Annotated in this window: 21 protein-coding genes; 14 read left to right on the forward strand and 7 right to left on the reverse strand. The window is 61.4% G+C overall.

Going from position 1 to position 19423, the window contains the following annotated elements; genetic code table 11:
• Positions 1-4 precede the first annotated feature (4 nt).
• From soxR to OQK_RS01595, 10 genes are all read left to right on the forward strand, one after another.
• Positions 5-457, forward strand: a complete 453-nt coding sequence (soxR, locus tag OQK_RS01550) for a redox-sensitive transcriptional activator SoxR (RefSeq protein WP_016770798.1) — start codon at positions 5-7, stop codon at positions 455-457.
• Between the two features lie 111 nt (positions 458-568).
• Positions 569-1027, forward strand: coding sequence for a VOC family protein (locus OQK_RS01555; RefSeq protein WP_016770799.1), 459 nt, complete (start codon positions 569-571; stop codon positions 1025-1027).
• 214 nt (positions 1028-1241) lie between these two features.
• The gene (locus tag OQK_RS01560; RefSeq protein ID WP_016770800.1) at positions 1242-2441 is read left to right on the forward strand and encodes a PepSY-associated TM helix domain-containing protein; all 1200 of its coding nucleotides are present in this window, start codon (positions 1242-1244) and stop codon (positions 2439-2441) included.
• Positions 2438-2980, forward strand: a complete 543-nt coding sequence (locus OQK_RS01565) for a hypothetical protein (RefSeq protein ID WP_016770801.1) — start codon at positions 2438-2440, stop codon at positions 2978-2980. Before OQK_RS01560 ends, OQK_RS01565 begins: the two co-directional genes overlap by 4 nt.
• The gene (locus tag OQK_RS01570) at positions 2977-3315 is read left to right on the forward strand and encodes a hypothetical protein (RefSeq protein ID WP_016770802.1); all 339 of its coding nucleotides are present in this window, start codon (positions 2977-2979) and stop codon (positions 3313-3315) included. The genes OQK_RS01565 and OQK_RS01570 overlap by 4 nt, the downstream gene beginning before the upstream one ends.
• On the forward strand, positions 3312-3887 hold the full coding sequence (locus OQK_RS01575; protein WP_016770803.1) for a DUF6162 family protein: 576 nt from the start codon (positions 3312-3314) through the stop codon (positions 3885-3887). The genes OQK_RS01570 and OQK_RS01575 overlap by 4 nt, the downstream gene beginning before the upstream one ends.
• Positions 3888-3922: 35 nt before the next feature.
• Positions 3923-4852, forward strand: a complete 930-nt coding sequence (locus OQK_RS01580; RefSeq protein WP_016770804.1) for a metal ABC transporter substrate-binding protein — start codon at positions 3923-3925, stop codon at positions 4850-4852.
• A complete protein-coding gene (locus OQK_RS01585; protein ID WP_016770805.1) occupies positions 4849-5700 on the forward strand; it encodes a metal ABC transporter ATP-binding protein in 852 nt (283 codons plus the stop codon). Before OQK_RS01580 ends, OQK_RS01585 begins: the two co-directional genes overlap by 4 nt.
• Entirely contained in the window at positions 5700-6599 is a 900-nt protein-coding gene (locus tag OQK_RS01590; RefSeq protein WP_016770806.1) for a metal ABC transporter permease, read from the forward strand. The genes OQK_RS01585 and OQK_RS01590 overlap by 1 nt, the downstream gene beginning before the upstream one ends.
• Complete coding sequence (locus OQK_RS01595; RefSeq protein WP_016770807.1) at positions 6600-7505, forward strand: metal ABC transporter substrate-binding protein; 906 nt, start codon at positions 6600-6602, stop codon at positions 7503-7505.
• Between the two features lie 198 nt (positions 7506-7703).
• Here OQK_RS01595 and OQK_RS01600 read toward each other — a convergent pair whose 3' ends face one another.
• The 5 genes from OQK_RS01600 to OQK_RS01620 form a co-directional block, all read right to left on the reverse strand.
• Positions 7704-7928, reverse strand: coding sequence for an MbtH family protein (locus OQK_RS01600; RefSeq protein ID WP_016770808.1), 225 nt, complete (start codon positions 7926-7928; stop codon positions 7704-7706).
• 82 nt (positions 7929-8010) lie between these two features.
• Positions 8011-9423, reverse strand: a complete 1413-nt coding sequence (locus OQK_RS01605; protein ID WP_016770809.1) for an aspartate aminotransferase family protein — start codon at positions 9421-9423, stop codon at positions 8011-8013.
• A gap of 106 nt (positions 9424-9529) precedes the next feature.
• Positions 9530-10051, reverse strand: coding sequence for a GNAT family N-acetyltransferase (locus tag OQK_RS01610; RefSeq protein WP_016770810.1), 522 nt, complete (start codon positions 10049-10051; stop codon positions 9530-9532).
• Between the two features lie 217 nt (positions 10052-10268).
• Complete coding sequence (locus OQK_RS01615) at positions 10269-11591, reverse strand: ATP-binding protein (protein ID WP_038860405.1); 1323 nt, start codon at positions 11589-11591, stop codon at positions 10269-10271.
• Complete coding sequence (locus OQK_RS01620; RefSeq protein ID WP_016770812.1) at positions 11591-12271, reverse strand: response regulator; 681 nt, start codon at positions 12269-12271, stop codon at positions 11591-11593. Before OQK_RS01620 ends, OQK_RS01615 begins: the two co-directional genes overlap by 1 nt.
• 253 nt (positions 12272-12524) lie before the next feature.
• On the opposite strand from OQK_RS01620, the gene OQK_RS01625 reads away from it, so the two are divergent.
• The 4 genes from OQK_RS01625 to dsbG all read left to right on the forward strand — a co-directional run bounded on the left by OQK_RS01625 (position 12525) and on the right by dsbG (position 16675).
• A complete protein-coding gene (locus tag OQK_RS01625; RefSeq protein WP_016770813.1) occupies positions 12525-13217 on the forward strand; it encodes a hypothetical protein in 693 nt (230 codons plus the stop codon).
• Between the two features lie 97 nt (positions 13218-13314).
• Positions 13315-15048 carry a protein-disulfide reductase DsbD gene (gene dsbD / locus OQK_RS01630; RefSeq protein ID WP_016770814.1) on the forward strand — a complete coding sequence of 578 codons (1734 nt, stop codon included), beginning with the start codon at positions 13315-13317 and terminating at the stop codon, positions 15046-15048.
• Entirely contained in the window at positions 15048-15929 is an 882-nt protein-coding gene (locus OQK_RS01635; RefSeq protein ID WP_016770815.1) for a prolipoprotein diacylglyceryl transferase family protein, read from the forward strand. Before dsbD ends, OQK_RS01635 begins: the two co-directional genes overlap by 1 nt.
• Positions 15905-16675: a thiol:disulfide interchange protein DsbG gene (gene dsbG / locus OQK_RS01640; RefSeq protein WP_016770816.1), complete on the forward strand. Its 771-nt coding sequence runs from the start codon at positions 15905-15907 to the stop codon at positions 16673-16675. The genes OQK_RS01635 and dsbG overlap by 25 nt, the downstream gene beginning before the upstream one ends.
• A 122-nt stretch (positions 16676-16797) precedes the next feature.
• On the opposite strand, the gene OQK_RS01645 is transcribed toward dsbG, so the two are convergent.
• Positions 16798-17613 carry an alpha/beta fold hydrolase gene (locus OQK_RS01645; RefSeq protein WP_016770817.1) on the reverse strand — a complete coding sequence of 272 codons (816 nt, stop codon included), beginning with the start codon at positions 17611-17613 and terminating at the stop codon, positions 16798-16800.
• A 192-nt stretch (positions 17614-17805) separates the two neighbouring features.
• Positions 17806-19423, reverse strand: a 1618-nt coding sequence (locus OQK_RS01650; RefSeq protein ID WP_038860407.1) for an amino acid adenylation domain-containing protein, incomplete at its 5' end; no start/stop codon positions are given.

Consider the following 19423-nt stretch of genomic DNA (forward strand, 5'->3'; position numbering starts at 1 on the left):
CCGCATGATCAGCAAGGAGCAGGTGCACAAGCCTCTCACCGTGGGTGAGGTTGCGGCGCGCAGTGGCGTCGCGGTCACGGCGCTGCATTTTTATGAAGCCAAAGGTTTGATCAAGAGTGAGCGCAATGCCGGCAATCAACGCCGCTATCCGCGCGCCGTACTGCGCCGGGTGGCGTTGATCAAAGTCGCACAACGGCTGGGGATACCGCTGGCGGAAATCGGCGAAGCGCTGAAGATCCTGCCGCAGGATCGCGCGCCGTCGGCGGCGGACTGGAAAATGCTGTCTGAACAATGGCAGCGCGAGCTCGATGAACGGATCAGGCAACTTACGTTGATGCGCGATCAGCTCACCGGGTGCATCGGCTGCGGCTGTCTGTCCATGGAGGCGTGTCCGTTACGCAATAAAGGCGACATGCTCGGTGACCGAGGCCCAGGCCCGCACTTTCGCGATGAGTGATGACGCTGCTCGTCGGCGAACAATTTGCGCAGCAAGGACGGTTCTATAGTGATTGCTCCGGGTGAATCCGGTGTAACCACATCTGTTGAAAACAAAAACAGGGAGAACGTCATGAGCGTCAAACCCATTCCCGAGGGGTATCACAGCATTACCCCGTATCTCGGCATCCAACAGGCTGCCGAGGCCATCGATTTCTACAAGAAAGCCTTCAATGCCAGCGAAGTCATGCGCCTGACCATGCCCGACGGCAACATCGGCCACGCCGAGCTGCGCATCGGCGACAGCGCGATCATGCTCGGCACGCCTTGCGACCAAGGGCCGTTGAGCAATCCACAGCAGGCGGTGTCGATCGGCTTGCACCTGTATGTCACCGATGTCGACCAAGCCTTTCAACAGGCGCTGGATGCAGGGGCGCAAAGCGTCTCCGAGGTCAAAGACCAGTTTTACGGTGACCGCAGCGGTACCTTGAGAGATCCGTTCGGCCATCTGTGGTTTCTCGCCACGCACAAAGAGGATCTGAGCGAAGAGCAGATTCGCCAGCGTGCGATGGAGATGTTCAGCCAAGGCTGAGGGCTTTTTGCCTCGGATCGACCGGCAAAAATGCACTGCCGATGTAATTGCGAAACATTTACTTTCATATCCGCTTTCGGGATTTTCTTCGCTCATCCGTCTTATAGGAATGCAGGCCGTTCGCGTAGGCAAAAGCCACGAACGGCCTCCCGGGGAGTTCCGTGCTGCGAAGCCCGTAGCCCGGCCCCTTCCACCGCAATCAAGACGCGCAATCATGTCGAAGAAATCCCGTTCCAAACTGTGGTTCCTGGTGCATAGCTGGCTGGCGTTGCCGATCTGGTTCTTTGTATTGATCGTCTGTGTCACCGGCACGCTGGCAGTGGTCAGCCAGGAAATTGTCTGGCTGGCCAACCCGCAAATGCGCGCCAGTCAGCCGTCGGACGATGCGCCACGACTTAGCTACGACCAGATTCTCGCCGCGATCAAACAGGCCGAACCGCAAACCCTGGTGCAGAGCATCAATCGTCCGGACGAGTCGCACTTTGCCCTCGATGTCGAAGTCAGCTACCCCGACGGGCGCTCGTTGACGGTCTATGTCAATCCGTACACCGGGGTCATTCAGGGCACCGCGCCGGCCTTCGATTTCAAGGCCTTTACCCGCGCCCTGCATGGCTGGTGGCTCGTGCCGTTCACCAATGGCTACAGCTGGGGCTGGTATCTGGTGTCGCTGCTCGGCGTGCCGATGCTGGTGTCGCTGATTACCGGGCTGGTGGTGTACAAGCGCTTCTGGAAAGGTTTTCTGCGCCCGACCCTGCGCGTGCGCCACGGCGCGCGGATTTTCTGGGGCGACTTTCATCGCCTGTGCGGCATCTGGTCGATCTGGTTCATCGCGGTGATTTCCATCACCGGCATCTGGTTCCTGATCAAGGCGATCCTGTTCGATAACCAGATTTCCATTTCCAGCGAACCGATCATTCCGGCGATGTCCCGCGAAAGTGTGCCGATCTCGGCCGCCGGCACCCCGCCGCCGCGTATCAGCCTGGATCGCGCCATCGAAATCGCCCAGCAGAAGATTCCGGGCCTGGAAGCCAGCTACGTCAACCTGCCGGGCAATGCCTACTCGCACATGAGCGTCAGCGGCCGTGGCTGGTATCCGCTGATGTATCAGACCGCGACTCTCAACCCGTACAACGGCGAAATGGCCTCCTCACGGTTGCTGTCCGATCGGTCCTCGCTGGAATTCGTCACCGAATCCATGCGCCCGCTGCACACCGGCGACTTCGGCGGCATCTGGATCAAATTGATCTGGTTCTTCTTCGGTCTGTTGCTGAGCATGATGATTCTCAGCGGCCTGCTGATCTGGACCAAGCGCACCGCCTTGGCCACCGCCAATGCGCTGAAACGCGAGGACAAGAAAAACCGCGTCACCGCTCAACCGGCGCTGCGCCGTGAACCTTCGGAGGCGAGCCTGTGAACAAAGCCATCTCGGTCACACCGCCCTCGCGCCTGTCGCGTTTCTGGCACAAGTGGCGTTTCCACATCAATGTCCTGCTGTTGCTGATCCCGCTGGGCTTCATGCCGAAATACTTTGCCGATGCCTCGCTGTTTCGCGGCGACAGTGGCCTGGGCCAGCGTGAAATAGGCACCGTCCAGGTCGGCCCGTGGAGCCTGCGCCTGGCCGAACTGCGTGACGAGGCGCCGCACCTGAGCGGTCCGGCCGGCTATATGAAGGATTTCACTGCCGCCGTTTGTGATACCTGCGTCGAACAGGTCAAGGCTACTTACCTGCGCATCGGCAAGCCGCGCAGTCTGCGCGCCGCTGGCACGATCTTCTTCGGTACACCTTATCGCATGGGCACGCAAATGCCGATCCCGGCAAAGACCAAACCTGACGCCGAACTGTGGATCACCATGGAAGGCTGGGACGGCAGCATGCACCAGGCCGCGATTCCCCTGAGCCAAGCCTCCCCCGCCACGGTTGCGTGGCTGAATAAACAAGGAGCCAAACCATGACTCGCTCACCCCTTCAGACCCGTTTGCTCGCCAGCGCCGCGCTGCTGCTGAGCGCCGGTTTCAGCGCCAGCGCCCTGGCGCACAACCCGATGTGCGAATGCAAAGCCATCGATGCCGAACAGATCAAATGCACCGGCGGTTTTTCCGACGGCAGCGGCGCGCCGGGTGTGACCCTCGACGTGATCGGCTACGACGAAACCATTCTGGTGCCGGGCAAATTGGGTGATGACTCGACGCTGACGTTCAAGAAACCCGGCAGCGAGTTCTATGTGCTATTCGATGCCGGCCCAGGCCACGTTGTGGAAATCGACCAGGCGGATATCGAAGCCCCATGAGTAGCCCGACGACGCAAGTGGTACGCCCGGCCGGCGCCGGTCATGAAACCCTCAATGTGCTGCTGTTGTGCCTGCTGATCCTCGCGGTCGCCGGCTCGGTGGTGGCGTGGCGCGGGGTTTCCCATGAACCGGAGCCGGTCGCCAGCAACCAGTACGACGCCCGCCGCGATCTCAGCGCCGCCGAGCAAGGCATTTATGCCGACCTGCGCGTGACCCTCGACGAAATCCGCTTGTTGCGCGAAGAGCAAAAAGCCCTGCCGACGCCACAAATGCTAGCCGACGAAGGCTTTGCGCCGTTCGCGCAGGACGCCAGTTCGGTCAGCCGTGGCGGTCACGCATGGCAGATGCTCGCCGAACGCGCCTATTTCGGCCGTAGTGCGACGCCTGATGTCGCCGGTTCATTTCTGATGCGTGTCGGCACTGACGCCAACGCGGCGCCGGACATCTGGCTCAAGCGCAGCGCCGATCCCGCGCCTGCTGAAGATCTGTCTGACGCCGCGCTGTCCGCCGCTGGCTGGAAACAGATCGTCGCGCAATTCGATGCCGGGGTTACCCGCGAACATCGCCATTGATTCCTCGCCTTTATCCGAGAGAAGACTGCTTGCCCATGTCCATTTCATCTCCTCGCCGTCCCTTGTTACGCCTGTTTCTGCTTGGCCTGTGCGCCTGCCTGCTGAGCCCGTTGGCCAGCGCCGAGCAAGGCAAACGCCTGCGTATCGGCATCACTCTGCATCCGTATTACAGCTACGTCGCCAACATCGTCGGCGACAAGGCCGAAGTGGTGCCGCTGATTCCTGCGGGCTTCAATCCGCACGCCTACGAACCGCGCGCCGAAGACATCAAGCGCATCAGCGGACTGGACGTGATCGTGCTCAACGGCGTCGGTCATGACGACTTCGCCGACCGGATGATCGCCGCCAGCGAAACACCCAACGTCAAAACCATCGAAGCCAACGAGAACGTGCCATTGCTGGCGGCCACCGGTGTCGCTGCGCGCGGCGCTGGCAAAGTGGTCAATCCGCACACGTTCCTGTCGATCAGCGCCTCCATCGCCCAGGTCAACAACATCGCCCGCGAGCTGGGCAAGATCGATCCGGACAACGCCAAGATCTACACGCAAAACGCGCGCGCCTATGGCAAACGCCTGCGGCAGATGCGCGCCGACGCGTTGGCCAAACTGACCCAGGCACCCAACGCCGAACTGCGCGTGGCCACAGTGCATGCGGCTTACGACTATCTTTTGCGCGAATTCGGTCTGGAAGTGACGGCCGTGGTCGAGCCGGCCCACGGCATCGAGCCAAGCCCGAGTCAGCTGAAAAAGACCATCGACCAGTTGCGTGAACTCGACGTCAAAGTGATCTTTTCGGAGATGGATTTCCCCTCCAGCTACGTCGACACCATCCAGCGCGAATCCGGGGTGAAGCTGTACCCGCTGTCGCACATTTCCTACGGCGAATACACCGCCGACAAGTACGAAAAGGAAATGACCGGCAACCTCAACACCGTGGTTCGGGCGATTCAGGAGTCGGGGGCATGACGTCGAAAGAAACTCTGATCCCTGACAACACCGATAACCCGGTGGGAGCGAGCCTGCTCGCGAATGCGCCGGATCAGGCAACATCTTCGCTGAATGACACACCGCATCCGCGAGCAGGCTCGCTCTCGCAGGGGAAAAATGGGCCGGCGCTGGAGTTTGCGGATATCAGCCTGACCTTGGGGCGCACGACGATTCTCGACAAGGTCAGCTTCCAGGTGCAGCCCGGCAGCGTGCATGCGCTGGTCGGCCCCAACGGCGGTGGCAAGAGTTCGCTGATCAAGACCCTGCTCGGGCAGATGCCGCATCAGGGCCAGCTCAGCCTGCACTGGCCCGGCGAGCCCGGCGCCATTGGTTACGTCCCGCAGGCGCTGGAGTTCGATCGTGGCTTGCCGATGACCGTCGACGATTTCATGGCGGCCATGTGTCAACGCCGCCCGGCCTTTCTCGGCTTGAGCAAACACTATGCCGGCGCCATCGGCGAAGCGCTGGAGCGGGTCGGCATGCAGGACAAGCGCAAGCGGCGCATGGGCGCGCTGTCCGGCGGTGAGCGCCAGCGGGTGCTGCTCGCGCAGGGTTTGATTCCGGCGCCGCAGCTGCTGGTGCTCGACGAGCCGATGTCGGCCCTCGATGAGGCCGGGATCCAGGTGTTCGAACGTCTGCTGACTGACTGGCGCGCGGCGGGCATCACGGTGTTGTGGATCGAACATGACCTGGAAGCGGTGGGCCGGCTGGCCGATCGGGTTACCGGTCTCAACCGCCGCGTGCTGTTCGATGCCACACCGCAACAGGCGCTGACTCCGGAACGTCTGCTGACGCTGTTTTCCACCCATCCACGGAGCGCGGTCTGATGAGCTACGAAGACTTTCGTTTGATGGTCCAGGGCTGGGCGTCTTCCGGTTATCTGCCGGAAGCGCTGGCCTACGGTTTTGTCGTCAACGCCTTGCTCGCCGGCCTACTGATCGGCCCGGTGCTGGGCGGGCTCGGCACGCTGGTGGTGGTCAAGCGCTTCGCGTTCTTTTCCGAAGCAGTCGGCCATGCCGCGTTGACCGGTGTCGCCATCGGCATCCTGCTCGGCGAACCCTACACCGGCCCGTACGGCAGTCTGTTCGGCTACTGCCTGCTGTTCGGCATCCTGCTCAACTACCTGCGCAACCGCACCGGGCTGGCACCGGATACGCTGATCGGCGTGTTTCTCTCGGTGTCACTGGCACTGGGCGCGAGCCTGCTGCTGATTCTCGCCGGCAAGATCAACGTGCACATTCTGGAAAACGTGCTGTTCGGTTCGGTGTTGACCGTCAACGGCAATGATCTGGCGGTGCTGGCCATCGTCGGTTCGCTGGTCATGGCCCTCGCCCTGCCGCTGTACAACCGCATCATGCTCGCCAGTTTCAATCCGCAACTGGCGGCGGTGCGTGGCGTAGCGGTGAAGACCCTGGATTACCTGTTCGTGATCCTGGTGACCTTGATCACCGTCGCGGCAGTGAAGGTGATTGGCGCGATTCTGGTCGGTGCCTTGCTGGTGATTCCTGCGGCAGCGGCGCGCTTGCTCAGTCAGTCGCTGAAAGGGTTTTTCTGGTGCTCGGTGCTGATCGCTACCGTCAGCACCCTGTGCGGGATTCTTGCGCCAATCGTGTTCGACCTGCCGATCCCGTCCGGCGCTGCGATCATTCTGGTCGCCGGCATCGCTTTCGCCCTCGCCGCCATTGCGCGCGGCGTCGTCCCCAGCCTGAAAGGGAACCTTGGATAAATGGCTTTTTCATTGCGTAACCTGACTCTGGCCATGGCCCTGTGTGGCGTGGTCTGCACTCCGTTGATGGCGGCTGAAACTGCGAAACCGTTACGCGTTCTGGCCTCGTTACCGATCACCTATGGATTGGGCGAGGCATTGCTCAAGGGCACGAACGTCAACCTCGAACGCGCGGCGCCGGCCAACCTGCCCGGCAGCCGCCAGACCGCGTATTTCACCGGCCGTGGCGCTCCGGCGCTGAGCAAACTGGCCACCGACGCGGACGCGGTAATCGGTCTGCGTTCGCTGTGGGCCGATGATCCGCTGTACCCGATCGCGCGGCGCAGCAATATCCGTATCGTCGAAGTCGACGCTGCGCGCCCGGTCGACGGCGCCCTGCCCGGCATCGCCGTGCAGCCGGGCCTGCAGGTTGATGGCCTGAACAGTCAGCCATGGCTGGCGAGCAACAACATGGGGCGCATGGCCGATGTGATGGCCGCAGACCTAGTGCGCCTGGCACCGAGCGCCAAGCCTGCAATCGAAGCCAACCTGGCGGCGTTGAAACAGCGTTTGCTGAAACTCAGCGCGGACACCGAAGCGCGTCTGGCCGAAGCGGACAACCTGAGCGTGATGAGCCTGAGCGATCACTTCGGCTATCTGATTGGCAGCCTCAACCTTGAACTGGCCGGACAGGATGCGCGTCCCGATGCCGATTGGACCCCAGAGGAGTTGAAGAAGCTGACAGCGACGCTCAAGGACAATGACGTGGCGGTGGTGCTGCACCATCGCCAGCCCGCGGAGCCGGTGAAAGCAGCGATTGCCGAATCCGGCAGCCGTTTGGTGGTGTTGAGTACCGATGCGGCGGATCCGCTGGCGGAGCTGGAGGGGAATGTGGATTTGTTGCTCAAGGGGTTGAGCGGAGCGTAGTCAGGCTGATACCGAGTCATCGTTCATCGCTGGCAAGCCAGCTCCCACAGAGTTTTTGGCGAACACACATTTGTGATCAACCACAATACCTGTGGGAGCTGGCTTGCCAGCGATGAGACTGTGCAGGCAATACAAATTCAAGACATGAAAAAACCCGCTGACCATCACTGGTCCAGCGGGTTTCTTTTGCCCGGTCGCTTATTGCGCCGCGACTTGCGCATCCATCTTCTGGCGCAGGCTCAATGGGCGCATGTCGGTCCAGACTTCTTCGATATAGGCCAGGCATTCCTTTTTCAGGCCGCTCTTGCCCACGGTGCGCCAGCCTTGCGGCACAGCTTTGTAATCGGGCCAGATCGAGTATTGCTCTTCGTGGTTGACCACGACCTGAAAGAGGATGTCCTCGCGGTCGAATACTGACGTCATGCTGGTTCTCCATCGTTGTAAGGTCGGCTGCACAAAGAATGCAGCCGGGTATGTAGAAAGAACGTTCGCCGCGCGGAAAAATTTACAGCGCGGCGGTGGCAGCGGCCAATGCGCGTCCGAAGATCTCGGCCACCCGATCGATTTCCGCGGCAGTGATCACCAGCGGCGGCAGGAAGCGCACCACTGCGCCATGGCGACCGCCCAACTCCAGAATCAGGCCACGCTTGAGGCATTCACGCTGGACCAGCGGCGCCAGACGCGCAAACGCTGGCGGATGACCGAGCGCGTCGGGCGCGCCGTTCGGGTCGACCAGTTCAACGCCGAGCATCAGGCCACGCCCACGAATATCGCCCAGCTGCGGGAAGTCGCGTTGCAGGATGTGCAGATGCTCGCTGAGTCGATCACCCATGGCGGCTGCGTGCTCGCAAACCTTGTGCTCCACCAGATAGCGCATCACCGCTGAACCGGCGGCCATGGCCATCTGATTGCCGCGGAACGTGCCGGCATGGGCGCCGGGTTGCCAGGTGTCGAGCCAGTCGCGGTAAACCACCACCGCCAACGGCAGGCTGCCACCGATAGCTTTGGACAGTACAACCACATCCGGAACGATATCCGCGTGTTCAAAGGCAAACATCTTGCCGGTACGGGCGAAACCGCTCTGGATCTCATCAACGATCAACGCCACACCGGCCTTCTCGGTAATCCGGCGCAAGCCGCGCAACCACTCGATGTCCGCCGGTATCACGCCGCCCTCGCCCTGCACCGCCTCGACAATGACCGCCGCCGGCAATTGCACCCCGGCCTCGGGATCGTTGAGCAGGTTTTCCAGATAACTCAGATTGGCGTTGACGCCCGCCGCGCCGCCGAGGCCAAACGGGCAGCGGTAGTCGTAGGGAAAGGGCATGAATTGCACGCCGTTGCTGAGCAACGCACCCAGTGGTTTTTTCGGTCCCAGGCTGCCCATCAGGCTCAACGCCCCCTGACTCATGCCGTGATAACCGCCGGAAAATGACAGCACGGTGCTGCGCCCGGTTGCGGTGCGCACCAGTTTCAGCGCTGCTTCCACGGCGTCGGTGCCGGTCGGGCCGCAGAACTGGATCTTCGCTTGCGCCGCCAACTCCGTCGGCAGCAGCCCGAACAGGTCCTGGACGAATTGATCCTTGACCGGCGTGGTCAGGTCGAGGGTGTGCAGCGGCAACTCATCGGCCAGCACTTGCTGGATCGCCTCGATCACCACCGGGTGGTTATGCCCCAGCGCCAGCGTGCCGGCGCCGGCCAGGCAGTCGATGAATGTACGCCCTTCGACATCCTCGACATACAGGCCCTTGGCGCGCTTGAGCGCCAGCGGAATGCGACGCGGATAGCTGCGTGCGTTGGACTCCTGTCGGCTCTGCCGCGCCAACAACGGTGATTCGTTGAATTCGAACAACGTTTCCGCCGGCGCCGAGGCGACCCGGGCCGACGACGCTTCGATAAGACTGGTGGCGACTGACATCTCTCGACCCCTCAATTCGCTATGGATAGTGACCAGAACAGCACACCGACAGGTGCGCGTTCCGGTCGCGGGGCGCACTTGCAGGTTTTCCTGTTCTGGAAACGCTTCAGCGCGGTGCGGATTTACACCCTTGATCGAGTTGTCCGGCCGGTGAGGGCAAAGGTTTGCGCAGCGGCACGGTTTGCAAGCCGTTGGAAAGACCGGGTGGCGCTGCCTGTTGGTAACCCAGGTGCCGATAGAACCCCTCGGCGGTGCGGGTGCTGTTGAGGTGAGCATTGCGCACACCGCGAACCCGCAACCAGCCTTCGACATTCTGCATCAGCGCCCGGCCGACGCCTCGGCGGAAGGATTCCGGCTGGACGTAACACAGCAGGATTTCGCCACTGACCCGGGCCATGCCGACACCGACCGGTTTGTCATCAAGCAAAGCGACGCAGAGATAGAAATGTGGGTCGGCGAGCCGGCTACTGATGAAATCGGCGTGAGAACGGTTGAGCCAGTCGCTTACGAGAAGTGGATGGTTGCGGTGATCGAGTGCACATCCGATGCGGATCGAGCGCTCGACAATACGGTTGATGATGCCGGTGTCGGCCAGGGTGGCCGAACGTACGCAGACGGGTGCTTCCATGGCGCAGTTCCCTCAATCCATTGAGTCAAAGCTGGGTTGACCTTAGCCCCAACCCTGGCGGATAGCGAACGCCGAGAAGTTACATTTGATGTGCCAGAACATGTTCTTTTTGTGGGAGCGAGCCTGCTCGCGAAAGCGTCGGACCAGTCAACGTCGATATTGGATGACTTACCGCATTCGCGAGCAGGCTCGCTCCCACAGGGGATCCGAGGTGAGATCAGAGGGTTTGCAACGGCATGGTCAGTTCGACCCGCAAGCCATCCGGGCGGCTGTCGAAATGCAGGGCGCAGTCACAGCGCTGGACGATCGCCTGGACAATCGCCAGACCCAGCCCGCAGCCGGTGCTCTGCCCGTTGCGCCAGAAGCGTTGGGTCAGATGCTGCAAATCATCTGGCGCAATGCCCGGGCCATGGTCACGCACGACAAAACGCACGCGATTGCCAATGTTTTCCAGATGGACCTCGACCGCGCAATCTTCAGGCGTATGGCGCAGGGCGTTGTCGAGCAGGTTGCGCAGTGCAGCAATCGCCAGCACGGCGGGCATTTGCAGCGGCGCGGCGGACAGGTCGTCCGGCACGTGCAGTTTGATCCGCAGCCGTTCACCGCCGGTGGCGTCCTGGATCGCCAGTCGGGCCACTTGCTCGGCGCTGCATTGCGAGCCGTCATCGAACGACAGGCTGCCTTCGACCCGCGCCAGCAGCAGCAACTGTTCAAGGGTGCGGTGCAGGCGATCGGCGCCCTCCTCGGCGCGGGCCAGCGATTGATCGCGGGCACTGCCGTCGGTCATGCGCGCGACTTGCAGGTGGGTCTTGATCGCCGTCAGCGGACTGCGCAGTTCATGCGCGGCGTCACCGGTCAAGCGACGTTCACGCTCGATGGTCTTGCCGATGCGCTGGAACAATTGATTCTGGGTTTCCAGCAACGGCTTCAATTCGCTGGGAAACGCCTGCAACTGCAAGGGCTCAAGGGAATCGGCATTGCGCCGCATCAGCGCCTCGCGCAGACGATTGAGTGGTGCAAGACCCTGACCGATGCCCAGCCACAGCAGGCACAGGCAGCCAAGCAAGGCCACACCGACCGGCACCGAAGCGGCGAGCAGAATCGACATGTTCAAGGCTTCGCGTTCGATCTGCCGATCCGCCGTAGTGATGCGCACATCGCCCCGGGCCAGGGTGAAACTGCGCCACGGTGCGCCGTCGATCATCTGATCGTGGAAGCCCATTTTCTCGGCTTCCAGCGCTTGCTCGGGGTTGTTGTGGCTTCGCGCGAGAATCTCGCCGCGCAATGAGCTGACCTGACAGGCCATGCCGCCGGGAATGTTCAGCTGTTCAGCACTGAAGTGGGTGCCCTCACCTTTGCTCGGCAGCGTCGGCAATTGCTCGAGCAAGCCGGCGACCATGCGCGCGGAGGCAACCAGACGCTGGTCGAGAGAAAACATCATCTGATTGCGCAGATCGCTGAGCATCCACGCCGCCGCCAGCGCCCAGATCAACGCGAAGGCAGCGCCGAGCGTCAGACTCAGGCGCAGGCGCAGACTCATCACTTGCCTTGCTCTCCGCCATCGGCAGGCCCGAGGCGATAGCCCAGACCACGCACGGTTTCGACGATGCCTTTGCCAAGCTTGCTGCGTAGATGATGGATATGCACGTTCAGTGCGTTGCTTTCCAGTTCGTCGTTGAAGCCGTAGACGCTGTCCTTCAGTTGCTCGGTGGACAGCACCCGGCCGCGATTGTGCAGCAATGCCTGCAACAGCGACTGCTCGCGGCGCGACAGGTCCACCGGTTGCCCGGCGAGGCGGGTTTCGCGGCTGCTCGGGTCGTAGGTCAGCGCGCCGTGCTCGATCAGATTGACGCTGCGCCCGGCCACTCGGCGCAACAGCGTTTGCAAGCGAGCGAACAGTTCGCGCAGGTCGAAAGGCTTGAGCAGGTAGTCGTCAGCGCCGGCCTGCAGACCGTCGACACGATCGGTCACCGAGTCACGGGCAGTGAGGATGAGAACCGGGATTTCCAGGCCGCTCTGCCGCAATTGCTGGAGCAACTTTAGGCCATCTTCGTCGGGCAACCCGAGATCGAGAACCATCACGTCGAATTCGGCGACCTTGAGCATCGCCCGCGCCTTGGACGCGGTGTTGACGTGCTCGACGGTCAGGCCCTGTGCCTTGAGCCCGGCGACGATGCCGCTGGCGATCAGCTCATCGTCTTCGCAAACCAGTACGTGCATAGGGGCTCCGGAAATAAAAAAGGCGAGTGAAGCAGGCAAGGATTAAGGGGCAATTATGGCGGCACACGTCGACTTCGCAAAGCTGCACGAGAATGCAGTCAGGTTGTCGCAGCCCAGCAACCGACGCGAGCACGCCCAGCAAACTTTATTACCCCGTTACCCATCCGGAAACAATTCCAGCCTTTATCGCCAACGCAACTTCATCTAGTTTCAACCGGCAACTTCAACCCCGCACTTAAATGGACTTTTAAACATGACCAACTTGAATAACTTTGTTGCCATAGACTGGCGCTCCGGCCCTGATCGAATTTATTTTTTCTTCAAGGACACCGATACCTATTCGCGCTTTGATCTTGGCGACAATAGCGTCCCGTCCAATTATCCAGCCGCCACAGCAGGCAACTGGGACAACTTCGCCCCGTATACCAAAGATCTGCGCTTTGGCTTGACTACCACTTCCTTCGGCTGGAACGCCGGAAGTGACGAGGATATTGCCTGGCTGTTCTTCTATGACGGAACAACTCCGATGGTCTGCAAATACGATCAGGACAGCGATAAAGTTGCCGCCTTCTACAAGGTAGCCGACTCGGTATGGAAGCCGATTCTTCCATATTTTGACAAGATCATCGCCGGCACCTGGTTTCAACTGACCGGCCACCCTTTTCTGTTTCGATTCATCCTCGATGACGGCCACTACTTGTCTTTCGACTACAAGGCCAAGACCGTCAAGTACAACCGCTTCGGCGAATATCAGCTGGGCGCGCTGAAACCTTACAAGGACCGGATAATCACAGCGGCGCAGAATGACCGGACATTTGCAGACAGTTACTGGTATATCTTCCTGACCAACAATCAGTACCTCACTTACAACATTCAGTCCGACCGACTCGTTGCCGGCCCCAGAACCATTGATGACGGTAATTGGCCCGGCCTGCTGCGTGGCTGATTGGTCAATCCCGGCGAGCCTAGTAGGATAGGGTTAATTATCGGTTAATCGCCGCCGCCCATCCTGCACCCCACTTGCACAGGGACAAGGCTCCTCCATGCGTCATTTTTTTCTTCTGTTTGCTCTACTGGTTTCCGGTCTGGCTCAGGCCGGAAACAATCCGTTCGAGTCCAAGCCGGACTTTTTACCCGTCGACAAGGCATTCGTACTCACCTCCGAGCGTCTGGACTCGGGCGAAACCCAGCTGTTCTGGCAGATCACTGACGGCTACTACCTGTATCAGAAACGCCTGAAATTCGACGGACTGGCCGCCGATCAGCAGCCGGTGTTGCCTGAAGGCGAATCCCACAGCGATGAGTTCTTCGGCGAGCAGCCGGTCTATCGCCAAGGCCTGGAAGTGAAAATCCCGGCAGCGGCCAGCGGTCAGATCAAGGTCAGTTATCAGGGCTGCGCCGATGCCGGTCTGTGCTATCCACCGCAAACCCGGGTGATTGACCTGGGTGGCAAAGCCGCAGCAACAACAGGCGCTGAAGCCCCGGATCAGGCTTTGGCCAGCAGTCTGCAACAACGGGCGCTGGGCTGGAGTCTGCTGGTGTTCTTCGGCCTTGGCCTGCTGTTGGCGTTTACCCCGTGTTCGCTGCCGATGCTGCCGATTCTCGCCGGGATGATCGTCGGCAGTGGCGCCACACCACGGCGCGGGTTTGCCTTGGCCAGCAGCTACGTGATCTGCATGGCACTGGTGTATGCGGCGATGGGCGTGATTGCTGCGCTGCTCGGTGCGAACCTGCAGGCGTGGTTGCAAAATCCTTGGCTGCTCGGTGCGTTTGCCGCCATTTTCGTGGTGCTGGCATTGCCGATGTTCGGCTTCTTCGAGCTGCAACTGCCGGTGGCCCTGCGTGATCGTCTTGAACATGCGTCGCGCAGCCGCAGCGGCGGCAGCCTGATCGGCGCCGGTGTGCTGGGCGCGTTGTCCGGTCTGTTGGTCGGGCCGTGCATGACCGCGCCACTGGCCGGCGCGCTGCTGTACATCGCGCAGAGCGGTAACGCGTTGCACGGCGGTCTGATTCTGTTTGCACTGGGCATCGGCATTGGTGTGCCGCTGTTGCTGCTGGTCACCGTGGGCAACCGCTTCCTGCCAAAACCCGGCGCGTGGATGAATCTGCTCAAGGGCATATTCGGCTTCCTCTTTCTTGCCACTGCATTGTTGATGCTGCGCCCGGTACTGGATCCGTCGTTGTGGCTGGGGCTGTGTGGCGCTCTGCTGTTGATCGCCGCTTACAGCGCCTGGAAACAATCCGCAGGGTTTGGCCGCGTCGCGCAGATGTTTGGCGCCCTGTCCTTGTTGCTCGGTTTGTGGGGCAGCTTGTTGGTGATCGGTGCAGCGGGCGGCAGTGATGATCCGTATCAGCCATTGCAGGTCTACAGCGCCGGCCCTGTCGCCAGCGCGGCGCCGACGGGCCACGATGCCTTCAGCACAATCAAGGAACCGGCCGCCCTGCAACGCGAACTCGACGCGGCCAAGGCCCAGGGTCAGTGGGTGCTGCTCGATTACTACGCCGACTGGTGCGTGTCGTGCAAGGTCATGGAGAAGAAGGTGTTCGGTGAAGCCAAGGTCATGCAGGCCCTGAGCGATGTGCGCCTGCTGCGCCTGGATGTGACCGCCGACAACGCTGCCAGCCGCGAGCTGCTCAGTCGCTATAAAGTGCCGGGGCCGCCGACGTTCATCTGGATCGGCGCTGACGGCGAAGAACGCCGCAGCCAGCGCATCACCGGCGAGGTCGATGCCGACACCTTCCTGCAACGCTGGTCCGCCACCCGAGATGCCAACTGATGCTGACGTTCACCCTCGGCACCTTCGCCATCGCGCTCAACCACCTGCTGCTGATCAGTGCTCTGGCGCTGGCGACATTTGTCGGCTGGCGAGTGGCCAAGCGCGGCGGCGATAACCCCGAGTCAGCGCTGTTCAGCCTGTTTTTGCTGGGCATGCTCGCGGCGCGCATTGCGTTTGTCGCGCTGTACTGGTCGCACTATCGCAATGACCCGTGGCAGATCATCGATCTGCGCGACGGCGGTTTCCTCGCTTGGCCCGGAGTGATCGTGCTGCTGCTGGCGGCGTTGTATCGCGGCTGGCGCCGGCCCGCTTTGCGTCGACCGTTGGGTTTCGGCGTGGTCAGTGGCGTGGCGTTCTGGCTGCTTGCCACCCTGTCGCTGAATATCTACGAACAGGGTACGCGCCTGCCGGATATTTCCCTGCGCAACGCCGCTGGCGAAACCATCAAGCTCAGTGACTATCAGGGCGGCCCGCTGGTGATCAACCTCTGGGCGACCTGGTGCCCGCCGTGCCGGCGAGAAATGCCGGTGCTGGAAAACGCCCAACAGCAGCGCCCGGATCTGACGTTCTTGTTCGTCAATCAGGCCGAGAGCATGCAAAGCGTGGCCACGTTCCTGGAAACCCAGGGCCTGAGCCTGAACAACGTGCTGTTCGACCGCCGCGGCCGTCTCGGTCAGGCCGTGGGTTCCATGGCGTTACCGACTACGCTGTTCTATAGCCCGGACGGTCGCTTGCTGACCAGTCATCTCGGTGAACTGTCGAACGCCAGCCTCGCCCGCGCCCTGGAAACCTTCGACACTTCACCTTCAAGCCCGAATCAGGCCGTTGCCCCGGCCAACTCTGCAAGGAAACTGCCATGCCCCGCCTCCGCCACCTGCTGACGCTGACCCTGGGCACTGCCCTGCTGCACTTGCCGTCGGTGCAGGCTGCTGAAGAACTGCCCGCCGCAATCAAAAAGATCGAAGCCAAGGGCGCGAAAATCGTCGGCCAGTTCGACGCCCCCGATGGCCTGCGCGGGTACGCCGCGCAATACCAGAACCGCGGCATGGCGCTGTACCTGACCCCGGACGGCAAACACGTCGTGGTGGGTAATCTTTACGACGCCGACGGCAAGGACCTGAGCAGCGAGCCTTTGCAGAAACTGGTCTACGCACCGATGTCCAAGGAAGTCTGGGCCAAGTTCGAGGCGAGCAACTGGATTCAGGACGGCAACAAGGATGCACCGCGCACGGTGTACCTGTTCAGCGATCCGAATTGCCCCTACTGCAACATGTTCTGGGAACAGGCGCGGCCATGGGTCAAGGCAGGCAAAGTGCAGTTGCGCCACATCATGGTCGGCATCATCCGCGAAGACAGCCCGGGCAAATCAGCCGCGCTGCTGGCGGCGAAAGACCCGGCCAAGGCCCTGGAAGATCACGAAAAGGCCGGCAAGGGCAGCGCGCTAAAGGCCATGAAAGACATCCCGGTCGCCGTGCAAACCAAACTCGCGGCGAACATGCAGTTGATGGAAGACCTCGAACTGCAAGCCACCCCGGCGATTTTCTACATGGACGACAAAGGCGAACTGCAACAACAGCAAGGCGCGCCTTCGCCGGACAAGTTGGTGAAGATTCTCGGGCCTAAGTAGTTTTTCCTTTGCCTGAACCGGCCCCTTCGCGAGCAGGCTCGCTCCCACAGAAATTGCATTCATGCTGAAGGAATACGATTGACTGTGGGAGCGAGCCTGCTCGCGAATGAAGCTCACTCGGTCTAGCGGTTGCGCTCGGCCAGAAACGCCAGCAGTGCCTCAGTGACAAACGCGGGATTCTCCAGATTGGAGATATGCCCCGCCTCCGGTACCAGCACGCACGGGCAACCAATCAATTCAGCCATTTCCCGGGCTTCCGAGGGTGGCCGTGGTTTGTCCTGATCGCCGCACAGCACCAGTGTCGTCTCCGGGTTCAGCTCGCCCAGGCGTGGCAACAGGTCGTCGCGGCCAAACGTGATGCGGCCCATCGGCACGATGCTTTCGCGCAGACGCTCGGGCGAGTAGCTCTTCAATTTCGCGCGGAAGTCCTGATACAGCGCCGACTGCGGGTCGATGCCCGGGCGGAAAAAGATCGGCACGACGATGTCGAGCAATTGTTCGGAGATAGTGCCGCTGTCTTCGATCTGCTTGAACAACGAGAAGTAATACTGCCGGGTCGGTTCCGGCTCGACGCCGACGTAGGTGTCCATCAGCACCAGACCGTTGAGACGTTGCGGTGCGGACAGTGCCAAACGCGCGCCCCACATGCCGCCGACCGAAAGCCCGACGAGGGTGACGCGGTCGATGTCCAGATAATCAAGCAAGGCCTGCGCCTGTCGGGCAATGTCGTCCAGCGAGGTTGTGCCTTCGGGTAACTTGCCGGACTCGCCATGCCCCCACAAATCCAGGGCAATGACGCGATAGTGCGGGGTCAGCGCGGCGATCTGCGGCGCCCACATCGCCTGGTCCCAAAGGTAACTGCCGGCCAGCAACACGGCGGGGCCGGTGCCTTGATCAATGTAGTGCAGTGCTTGTCCGTCAACCGTGAAAAAGGGCATCGACCACCTCCGCGAGAAAAAACAGAACCGGCAGACTGAGCTGCCGGTTGTTGATCGTCAAGGATGGAAATGTACGGCAATGTACAGACGCCATTCGCGAGCAGGCTCGCTCCCACAGGGGTTTTGTAAACACCACAGATCCTGTGTGGGAGCGAGCCTGCTCGCGAAGAGGCCGGCCCAGGCGCTGAAGAACTACAACCCCTCCAGCTCCGCCATCAGATCATTCAACCGATCAACCTTCTCCTCGGTAATGTCACTGGCCGCCAGCCCATCGATGTATTCGGCGAGTTCCTCCACCGTGCTGCATTCGAACATCGCGCGCAGCGGCACGTTGCGTTGCAGGGCTTTTTGTAACCGCGATGCAATTTGCGTAGCCAGCAGCGAATGCCCGCCCAATTCGAAGAAGTTATCGCGCACGCCGACCTTTTCCACTTTCAGCACTTCAGCCCAGATATCAGCCAGGGTCTGCTCCAGCTCGTTGCGCGGGGCCAGATAATCCGCGCTTTGCAACTGACCGATCTCCAGCGTTGGCAAGGCTTTGCGGTCGAGTTTGCCGTTGGCATTGAGTGGCATCTGCTCCAGCCACAACCAGTGCAGCGGCACCATGTATTCCGGCAGTTCGGCGCGCAGGCGCTGCTTGATCCGCTCCAGGCGTTCGCCCGGATTGAGCGCTGCATCGGCCGCGACCAGGTAGCCCACCAGATGCTTGCCGTTGACGCCTTCCTGCACACCAACCGCCGCGTCGCGCACTTCCGGTTGTTCATGCACACGCGCTTCGATTTCACCGAGCTCGATGCGGTAACCGCGAATCTTCACTTGATGATCGACGCGGCCGACGTATTCCAGCACGCCGTCGGTGCGGCGCCGTGCCAGGTCACCGGTGCGGTACAGGCGTTCGCCCGGCGCGCCGAACGGATTCGGCACAAACACCGGCGCGGTGCGCAACGGATCGCTGACATAACCGCGACCGACGCCGGTGCCAGCCACACACAACTCACCCACCGCGCCCAAAGGCACCAGTTCCAGCGCGCCATCGAGCAAATACAACAAGTTATTGTCGGTCGGCGTACCGATCGGCAAATAGCTGCCGCGCGTCGACGCCATGTCGACACGGAAGAACGCCACGTCATCCGAGCATTCCGCCGGGCCGTAAGCATTGACCAGACCAATATCCGGGTAACGCAGCAGCCATTGATGGGCCAGTTCCGGCGGCATCGCTTCACCGGTCGGCAGCATCCAGCGCAAACCATCGAGGCTCAGACGCTCGGAGCCGAGCATGCCCTGAATCAGCGACGGCACACTCTCCAGCACGGTGATGCCCTGCGCCTGTACATGCGCCAGCAGACCTTGCGGATCGTGGGCAATCGCGTTCGGGACGATGTCGACCCGCGCGCCGAACAATGGCGCGGCGAGGAACTGCCAGACGGAAATGTCGAAGCTTTGCGAGGCGGTCTGCGCGATCACATCGGCCGCGCTCAAGTCGAGGTACGGACGTTTGCTCAACTGATTGTTGAGCATGCCGCGTTGCTCGACCATCACGCCTTTTGGCAGCCCGGTCGAACCCGAGGTGTAGATCACATAGGCGAGATTGTCCGGGCCACTGTGGATGCCGAGATTGTGCCTCGCTGCCACCGATGCCTGGACCTCTTCCCATACCAGCAGGCGCGGGCGATTCGAACAGCCAAACTCTTCGAGCAAGGTCTGCGCCTGCTCAAGGCAGGCTGCGCTGCACACCAGCAACGGCGTGCGGCTCAGCTCGATGATGCGGCTCAGGCGCTGGCTCGGCAGACCCGGGTCCAGCGGCAGATAA

It is taken from the genome of Pseudomonas sp. R62, from assembly GCF_000257605.1.
In the GTDB taxonomy this organism is placed as follows: Bacteria; Pseudomonadota; Gammaproteobacteria; order Pseudomonadales; family Pseudomonadaceae; genus Aquipseudomonas; species Aquipseudomonas atacamensis.